Source organism: Citrobacter sp. Cu231 (genome assembly GCF_030332265.1).
Classification (GTDB): domain Bacteria; phylum Pseudomonadota; class Gammaproteobacteria; order Enterobacterales; family Enterobacteriaceae; genus Citrobacter; species Citrobacter meridianamericanus.
The window spans coordinates 19,579-27,114 of sequence record NZ_JAOWIE010000026.1 but is presented as its reverse complement, the minus strand read 5'-3'; the positions used below and the strand labels follow the sequence as shown (position 1 = coordinate 27,114).

The window sequence follows — 7,536 nt, the reverse complement described above, 5'->3', positions numbered from 1 at the left end:
AGGCTTTTCTCTTCAACCGGACCGGCTGTTTGTGTGAAGTGATTCACATCCGCCGTGTCGATGGAGGCGCATTATAGGGATCCCATTTTTTAGCACAAGTGTTTTTTGGATCTTTTTTGCTGAATGCTTGTTTTTCACCCCTTTCGCTACATTCCTGCGCAATTTGGCTGATTTTTGATAGCTAAATCACTTGCGTAGTCTCGGTAATCCAACCAAAGTCTTCTTTACTGCTCTATTTTCGTTGAGGTGAACATGTCTGATGTATTACGTCCTTATAAGGATCTTTTCCCACAGATCGGAAAACGCGTGATGATCGACGCCAGCAGTGTTGTGATTGGTGATACGCGTTTAGCTGATGACGTCGGAATTTGGCCGCTGGTTGCGATTCGTGGCGATGTAAACTTTGTGCAAATTGGCGCCCGTACGAACATTCAGGATGGCAGCGTTTTGCATGTCACGCATAAATCCACATCAAATCCGCAGGGTAATCCATTGATCGTGGGTGAAGATGTGACGGTCGGTCATAAAGTCATGTTGCACGGCTGCATCATTGGCAACCGCGTATTAGTCGGTATGGGATCGATTTTACTGGACGGTGTGGTGGTAGAAGACGACGTTATGATTGGGGCTGGAAGCCTGGTTCCGCAAAATAAACGCCTGGAGAGTGGGTATCTGTATCTGGGAAGCCCGGTTAAACAGATCCGTCCATTAAGCGATGAAGAGAAGGCAGGCTTACAATACTCTGCTAATAACTATGTTAAATGGAAAGATGAGTATTTAAATCACAGTAACCAAACCCAACCCTGAGAGTCTTCCTGCTGGTCCTGGATCAATGCTTCGGCCTCTTCTTCCAGGTCCCAGCGATGCTGTTGAAATATTTCCAACCACTGCTCAGGCGTAGAGCCACCAAAGCGGGACGCCAACTTCTCTCCTGATATGGCACATGTTAACTGCATACCATGAACCATCGCCGGAAAAACAACAGCACTAATATCTACCTGCCATTTCTCTCGATCGGGAAACTGGATCGCCTGATTCATGCCGACAATTCCTGTTGCAGGCTTTTTATGACAGGCTCAACCTGTGGCAAAACGCCATGCCAGAGTAAAACTGCATGCGCAGCCTGCCCCACCAGCATCCCCAAACCATCGGCATAATGTTTCGCCCCATGCGAAGCACACCAGTAAAGAAACGGTGTGTTCCCTTTCTGATAAAACATGTCATAACAATAGACAGAAGGGTGGATAAGAGATGTTGGAATGGCCGGTATCTCACCGCTTATTCCGCTGGATGTGGCGTTGATGATCAAATCAAAACTGCAATTATCAAGGTCGTTCATTCCCACCGCCTGCACGCTGCCGGTGTGGGAGAATATTTGTGCCAGTTCTTCAGCACGGGAAGGTGTACGGTTAACGATGGTCACCGCACAATCCATAGAAAGAAGAGGCAGTAATACACCACGGGATGCGCCGCCTGCACCAATCAACAGAACTCGCGAACCGGGACGAATAAAAGATAAACGCTCGAGATCGCTTAATAAGCCGATACCATCCGTATTATCTCCCAGTAAACGTCCATCCTCCAACCGCTTAAGAGTATTGACCGCTCCTACAAGCGATGCCCGCTCCGTGAGCTCATCGGCACGTGCAAACGCTTCTTCTTTAAAAGGCACGGTGACATTTGCCCCCTTCCCACCCCCAGCAAAAAAAGCGTTCAGCGTATTCACAAAATCATTGATGGGTGCCAGTACACGCCCATAGGAATGATCAATCTTCAACTGCTTTGCAAATTGCTGATGAATAAAGGGCGATCTACTGTGCGCTATCGGATTACCAAAAACAGCATAGGCTTCTTTCATATTACCCCTGTCGAAACTGTTCACCCGTCAGAGCATCACGGATCTCCGAAGGATTCAAACGACCTCCAGTCACCCCCTCAACCACAGGAAAGTCTGTACCAAACTGCGCGCGAACTTCTTCAACTGTTCTGCAAGGCGGCAGGCCACTCAAATTAGCACTGGTAGAGACTAATGGTTTGCCATAGGCCTGGCAGAGTGCAACCACCAGCGGATGATCGGTGACACGCACGGCCAGCGAGTCAAAACGACCAGTCAACCAACGAGGCGTAGTCGCGGGCGCCGGGAAAACGAAAGTAACAGGTCCAGGCCAGCGGGCGAAAACAGCCTCACGTTGGGCCTCGGTTAGCATACTATCGTCGATATAGGGTTTAAGCTGGTCAAAGTTTGCTGCAATCAAAATTAAGCCTTTATCGACTGGGCGTTGTTTTAACTCCAACAGACGGGTGACAGCCGTTTCGCTGTCAGGATCGCAGCCGACACCAAATACAGCTTCTGTTGGATAGGCGATGACTCTTTCTTGTTTCAGAACCTCTATCGCATCAGCGATAAGTTCTGCGGGCAGGTTATTATTCACTTTTTTAATCCGCCGAAATCGGCTTTCCACATTGTTTACTGGCACAGAAATGCTTCACACCCTGCGCGGTTTTCTTTTCGATGAGCAGTGGATAATGACACTCGGGACACTCCCCAGCTAACGGTTTGAAGTTGATGACAAACTGGCACTCCGGATAGCGCTCGCAGGAATAAAAGGTTTTGCCATAACGGGAACGCCGCTGAACAAGATGGCCAGTCTGGCATTGAGGACAGGTTATTGCTGTTTCATCAGGCTTGTCGATAAGTTCAGTATGTTCACACGCAGGATAATCACTGCATCCAATGAACATTCCGAATCTTCCCTGTCTCAGCACCAGTTCTGCGCCACATGCAGGGCAAAGCTTACCCTCCAGAACTTTGACAATATGTCCGTCCGCAGAAGATTTCAGCGGACGGATGTAATCGCATTCTGGATAGTGTGAACAACCGAGAAACGGACCGTGTTTCCCGGAACGAATAACCAGTTCAGCCCCGCATTGTGGGCAGGGCTCATTTTTACGCACCGTGAACAGTGCTGATTTAGCCATAACAACTCATACTGAATGAAAATTGATTAATGCAGCATACCTTCATTCACTTCAAAGAGTAATTCTTCCATTTGCTGATAGGCATTTTCACAACCTGGAATGTTGAATAGCACCATCAGGATCACCCACTTCAGGTCTTCCAGATCGAACTCTGCCGTATCCAGTGCGAGGACGCGTTCAATTACCATCTCTCGCGTTTCGAGGTTTAGCACCTGAATCTGCTCCAGGAATAGCAGGAACCCTCGACAGCTTGCATCTAGTCGATCGCACTCTTCTGCCGTGTAAATACGTACAGAAAGAGGATCGGATGCCAGCTGCATAGGCTCAGCAAGACCATCCTGATAATCAGCAAGCTTTTCCAGCCAAAGTAACGCGTTGTAAATGTCTTCACGATCAAAACCAGCGTCGGTAAGATCCCGTTCCAGTTTGTCCTGATCCACACGCAGCTCAGCTTCGTTATGGATATATGTCTCAAACAAATACATTAGTACGTCGAACATGGCATGCCCTCCTCAATCGGACATAGCCGCCGGGTACAGCTGCGATCCATCCTGCTAACTCCAGTTCGAGCAGTTGAGCTACTACCTCTGGCACAGGTTGGCCGGCACGTTCAGCGACGACGTCAACAGGTGTTACCTCATCTCCTACGTTAGCCAGGAGCTCAGGAAATGGCAATGCCACCTCTTCGTGATCTGGCGAATAAATTGATTTTTCAGGTTCATCTGGCAACCATGGCAGCCCATATTGCAAATTTTCCAGAATTTCTTCTGGGGCCGTCACAAGCGTAGCTCCCTGCTGAATAAGCCAATGTGGACCTTCACTTCCCGGGCTCCCAATCGCTCCCGGCAGAGCAAAAACCTCCCGCCCTTGTTCCAGCGCGCAACGCGCAGTGACCAGTGACCCGCTACGCTGTGCAGCTTCAACAACCAGGACTCCCTTACTTAGACCGCTGATAATACGATTTCGTCTGGGAAAATTGCGCGGCAAAGGGAGCGCATCCAGTGGAAACTCAGACACCAGTGCGCCTCCAGACTCAATCAGTCGCTCAGCAAGATGGACATGCTGTCGTGGATGAATGGTCTCAAGCCCATTTCCCAACACCGCAATACTTGTGCCCTGGCGGTTTATCGCAGCCTTGTGCGCCACACCATCAATCCCCCGGGCCAGACCACTGGTGATCGTCACACCACATGCTGCAAGCTTTTCACAAAACAATCGCCCCCATCGTTCGCCATACCAGGAGTGTTGTCGGCTACCGACAACGGCAACCTGAAATGAGGGGAGGCACGCGGGATTTCCTGCGACAAAAAGCATCCCAGGATAATCCACAATCGCACGGAGCTGTGGGGGATAATGCTCACTGTCGGCAACCACAAAATGATGGTTGGGCTGCTCAAGCCAACGCAACGTTTTTTCCAGCGTCTGCTGTGAAAAAGTTAAAAACCGTCTGACCTGGCGGGGAGAGAATCCAGCATGATGAAGTACCGTATTATTAATACACGGTTGAGTATTGAGCCAATGCGCAATGCGCACCATCTCATCACCATATAGTTCATTCACTTGCGCTAAACGTAGCCAAATTTCGATTTGGGTCATCCCTGCTCCCCCCTGCCACAAGCAGTCCTGGCAATCTTTGCGATTGGTCACTGATGCTGTCAATCAGAGGGGGTTTTGTCTAGAATAGAGGTAATAATCTTTTCAACTCCTGAACACAACTCTGGATAACTATGTCAGTTTTGCAAGTGTTACATATTCCGGACGAGCGCCTTCGCAAAGTCGCAAAACCGGTTGAAGAAGTGAATGCAGAAATTCAGCGTATCGTTGATGATATGTTCGAAACGATGTACGCCGAAGAAGGTATCGGCCTGGCAGCAACGCAAGTCGATATTCATCAGCGCATCATCGTTATTGATGTCTCTGAAAACCGCGACGAGCAGTTGGTACTCATTAACCCAGAGCTGCTGGAAAAAGACGGCGAAACCGGCATTGAAGAGGGTTGCCTGTCGATTCCTGAACAGCGTGCGTTAGTACCGCGTGCTGAGAAAGTAAAAATTCGCGCGCTCGATCGCAACGGTAAATCTTTTGAACTGGAAGCCGATGGCCTGCTGGCTATCTGTATTCAACATGAAATGGATCACCTGGTCGGTAAACTGTTTATCGATTATCTGTCTCCGTTGAAGCAACAACGCATTCGTCAGAAAGTTGAAAAACTCGACCGCCTGAACGCCCGAGCTTAAGGACAAGAATCAACGTGTCAGACTCACTACGTATTATTTTTGCGGGTACACCTGACTTTGCAGCGCGTCATCTCGACGCGCTGTTGTCTTCTGGACACAACGTCGTTGGCGTGTTTACCCAACCGGACCGCCCGGCGGGACGCGGTAAAAAGCTGATGCCCAGCCCGGTAAAAGTGCTGGCGGAAGAAAAAGGGATACCGGTTTTCCAACCCGTCTCTCTTCGCCCTCAGGAAAACCAGCAGCTGGTTGCTGATTTATGCGCAGACGTGATGGTGGTGGTGGCATATGGCCTGATTCTGCCAAAAGCCGTACTGGAAATGCCACGTCTGGGTTGTATCAACGTTCACGGTTCCCTACTTCCACGCTGGCGTGGCGCAGCACCAATTCAACGCTCACTATGGGCAGGTGACGCAGAAACCGGTGTGACCATCATGCAGATGGATGTTGGCCTCGACACCGGAGATATGCTGCTTAAGCTTTCCTGCCCAATTACGGCGGAAGATACCAGCGGTTCGCTATACAATAAGCTGGCAGATTTAGGGCCGCAGGGGTTGATTGAAACGCTAAAACAGCTGGCAGCTGGTACGATAAAACCGGTTGTACAAGATGAATCTCTGGTTACACATGCAGAAAAACTCAGCAAAGAAGAAGCCCGTATCGACTGGTCGCTTTCAGCCGCTCAGTTGGAACGCTGCATTCGTGCCTTTAACCCGTGGCCAATGAGTTGGCTAGAAATCGACGGTCAGCCGGTGAAAGTCTGGCAAGCTTCGGTCATTGCTGTAAACACCCAGGCTGCGCCAGGTACCATTCTGGAGGCAACAAAGCAGGGTATCCAGATCGCAACGGGCGACGGCATCCTGAACCTCCTCTCTTTGCAGCCTGCCGGTAAAAAAGCCATGAGTGCGCAGGATCTGCTTAATTCACGCCGGGAATGGTTTGTACCCGGTAATCGTCTGTTCTGACGGTTCATCTCTTTAAGCCCGGTGTTTCCGGGCATTTTTATTTTTGCGCTTATGAAAAAACATCTTAATTTACGCAGTATGGCGGCCCAGGCCGTCGAACAGGTTGTCGAAAAAGGACAGTCATTAAGCAACGTACTGCCTGCCATGCAGCAAAAAGTTGCTGATAAAGACAAAGCGTTGTTGCAGGAACTTTGCTTCGGCGTATTGCGCACTCTCTCCCAACTGGAGTGGATGATCCAGCAGTTGATGGAACGTCCAATGACGGGCAAACAGCGCACCGTTCACTATCTGATCATGGTGGGCTTCTACCAACTGCTGCATACCCGTATTCCACCGCATGCTGCACTGGCAGAGACCGTAGAAGGCGCGGTCGTTATTAAGCGCCCGCAGTTAAAAGGGCTGATCAACGGCGTGTTGCGCCAGTTTCAACGCCGCCAGGATGAACTGTTGGCCGAGTTCGCACAAAGCGATTTACGTTTCTTACACCCCTCCTGGCTGGTGAAACGTATTAAGGCCGCTTATCCGCAGCAGTGGGAAGCCATTCTTGAAGCTAATAACCAACGGCCGCCAATGTGGCTGCGTGTCAATCGTAACCACCATACGCGCGATGCCTGGCTGGACCTGCTTAGCGAAGCGAGATTAACCGGCTTCCCGCATCCGGCGTATCCGGATGCAGTGCGTCTGGAAACGCCGGCTCCTGTGCACGCCCTGCCTGGTTTTGACGAAGGCTGGGTAACCGTTCAGGATGCTTCCGCTCAAGGATGCATGACCTATCTGTTGCCGGAAGACGGTGAACAGATCCTCGACCTGTGCTGCGCGCCGGGCGGGAAAACCACTCACATTCTGGAAGTTGCTCCTCACGCTAACGTAATGGCCGTCGATGTCGATGAAAAACGTTTATCACGCGTTTACGACAATCTGAAACGTCTGGGCATGAAGGCAACCGTAAAGCAGGGTGATGGCCGCTATCCACAGCAGTGGTGCGGTGAACAACAGTTTGATCGTATTTTGCTGGATGCTCCGTGTTCTGCCACAGGCGTTATTCGTCGCCATCCGGATATCAAGTGGCTCCGCCGCGACCGGGATATTGTCGAACTTGCGCAGTTGCAGGCCGAGATCCTGAATGCCACCTGGTTACACCTTAAACCCGGCGGCACGCTGGTTTATGCAACGTGCTCTATCCTGCCGGAAGAAAACCAGCAGCAAATTGCCGCCTTCCTTGCTCGTAATCCGGATGCGGTATTAAGCGAAACCGGTACGCCGGAAAAACCTGGACGTCAGAATTTACCAGGTGCGGAAGATGGCGATGGCTTCTTTTACGCTAAGCTAATCAAAAAGTGATGAGATAACGGGTCGCG

10 protein-coding genes are annotated in these 7,536 nt (G+C 50.5%); 4 read left to right on the top strand and 6 right to left on the bottom strand.

Translation table 11 applies throughout. From position 1 onward, the window contains the following. The first annotated feature begins 252 nt into the window (after nt 1-252). Nucleotides 253-807: a gamma carbonic anhydrase family protein gene (locus tag OGY15_RS01835; protein ID WP_151219973.1), complete on the top strand. Its 555-nt coding sequence runs from the start codon at nt 253-255 to the stop codon at nt 805-807. Here OGY15_RS01835 and OGY15_RS01830 read toward each other — a convergent pair. The 6 genes from OGY15_RS01830 to dprA are packed head-to-tail and all read right to left on the bottom strand — an operon-like array spanning nt 783 to nt 4,575. Continuing rightward, entirely contained in the window at nt 783-1,040 is a 258-nt protein-coding gene (locus OGY15_RS01830; protein WP_151224108.1) for a DUF1488 family protein, read from the bottom strand. The genes OGY15_RS01835 and OGY15_RS01830 overlap by 25 nt on opposite strands. Further along, nucleotides 1,037-1,858, bottom strand: coding sequence for a shikimate dehydrogenase (gene aroE / locus OGY15_RS01825; protein WP_252839109.1), 822 nt, complete (start codon nt 1,856-1,858; stop codon nt 1,037-1,039). Before aroE ends, OGY15_RS01830 begins: the two co-directional genes overlap by 4 nt. 1 nt (nt 1,859) lies before the next feature. Beyond that, entirely contained in the window at nt 1,860-2,432 is a 573-nt protein-coding gene (gene tsaC / locus OGY15_RS01820) for an L-threonylcarbamoyladenylate synthase type 1 TsaC (protein ID WP_187254191.1), read from the bottom strand. Between the two features lie 4 nt (nt 2,433-2,436). After that, nucleotides 2,437-2,979, bottom strand: coding sequence for a DNA topoisomerase family protein (locus tag OGY15_RS01815; protein WP_151219977.1), 543 nt, complete (start codon nt 2,977-2,979; stop codon nt 2,437-2,439). A 26-nt stretch (nt 2,980-3,005) separates the two neighbouring features. Further along, nucleotides 3,006-3,479, bottom strand: a complete 474-nt coding sequence (gene smg, locus OGY15_RS01810; protein ID WP_005134083.1) for a DUF494 family protein Smg — start codon at nt 3,477-3,479, stop codon at nt 3,006-3,008. Further along, entirely contained in the window at nt 3,451-4,575 is a 1,125-nt protein-coding gene (dprA, locus tag OGY15_RS01805) for a DNA-protecting protein DprA (protein ID WP_187260384.1), read from the bottom strand. The genes smg and dprA overlap by 29 nt, the downstream gene beginning before the upstream one ends. Before the next feature lie 131 nt (nt 4,576-4,706). Between dprA and def the strand changes: the two genes are divergently transcribed. From def to rsmB, 3 genes are read left to right on the top strand one after another with little or no spacing between them, the layout of a single operon-like run. Further along, complete coding sequence (def, locus tag OGY15_RS01800; protein WP_003031159.1) at nt 4,707-5,216, top strand: peptide deformylase; 510 nt, start codon at nt 4,707-4,709, stop codon at nt 5,214-5,216. A 14-nt stretch (nt 5,217-5,230) separates the two neighbouring features. Then, complete coding sequence (fmt, locus tag OGY15_RS01795) at nt 5,231-6,178, top strand: methionyl-tRNA formyltransferase (protein WP_151219979.1); 948 nt, start codon at nt 5,231-5,233, stop codon at nt 6,176-6,178. A 51-nt stretch (nt 6,179-6,229) separates the two neighbouring features. Beyond that, a complete protein-coding gene (gene rsmB / locus OGY15_RS01790; RefSeq protein ID WP_286537842.1) occupies nt 6,230-7,519 on the top strand; it encodes a 16S rRNA (cytosine(967)-C(5))-methyltransferase RsmB in 1,290 nt (429 codons plus the stop codon). Nucleotides 7,520-7,536 lie beyond the last annotated feature (17 nt).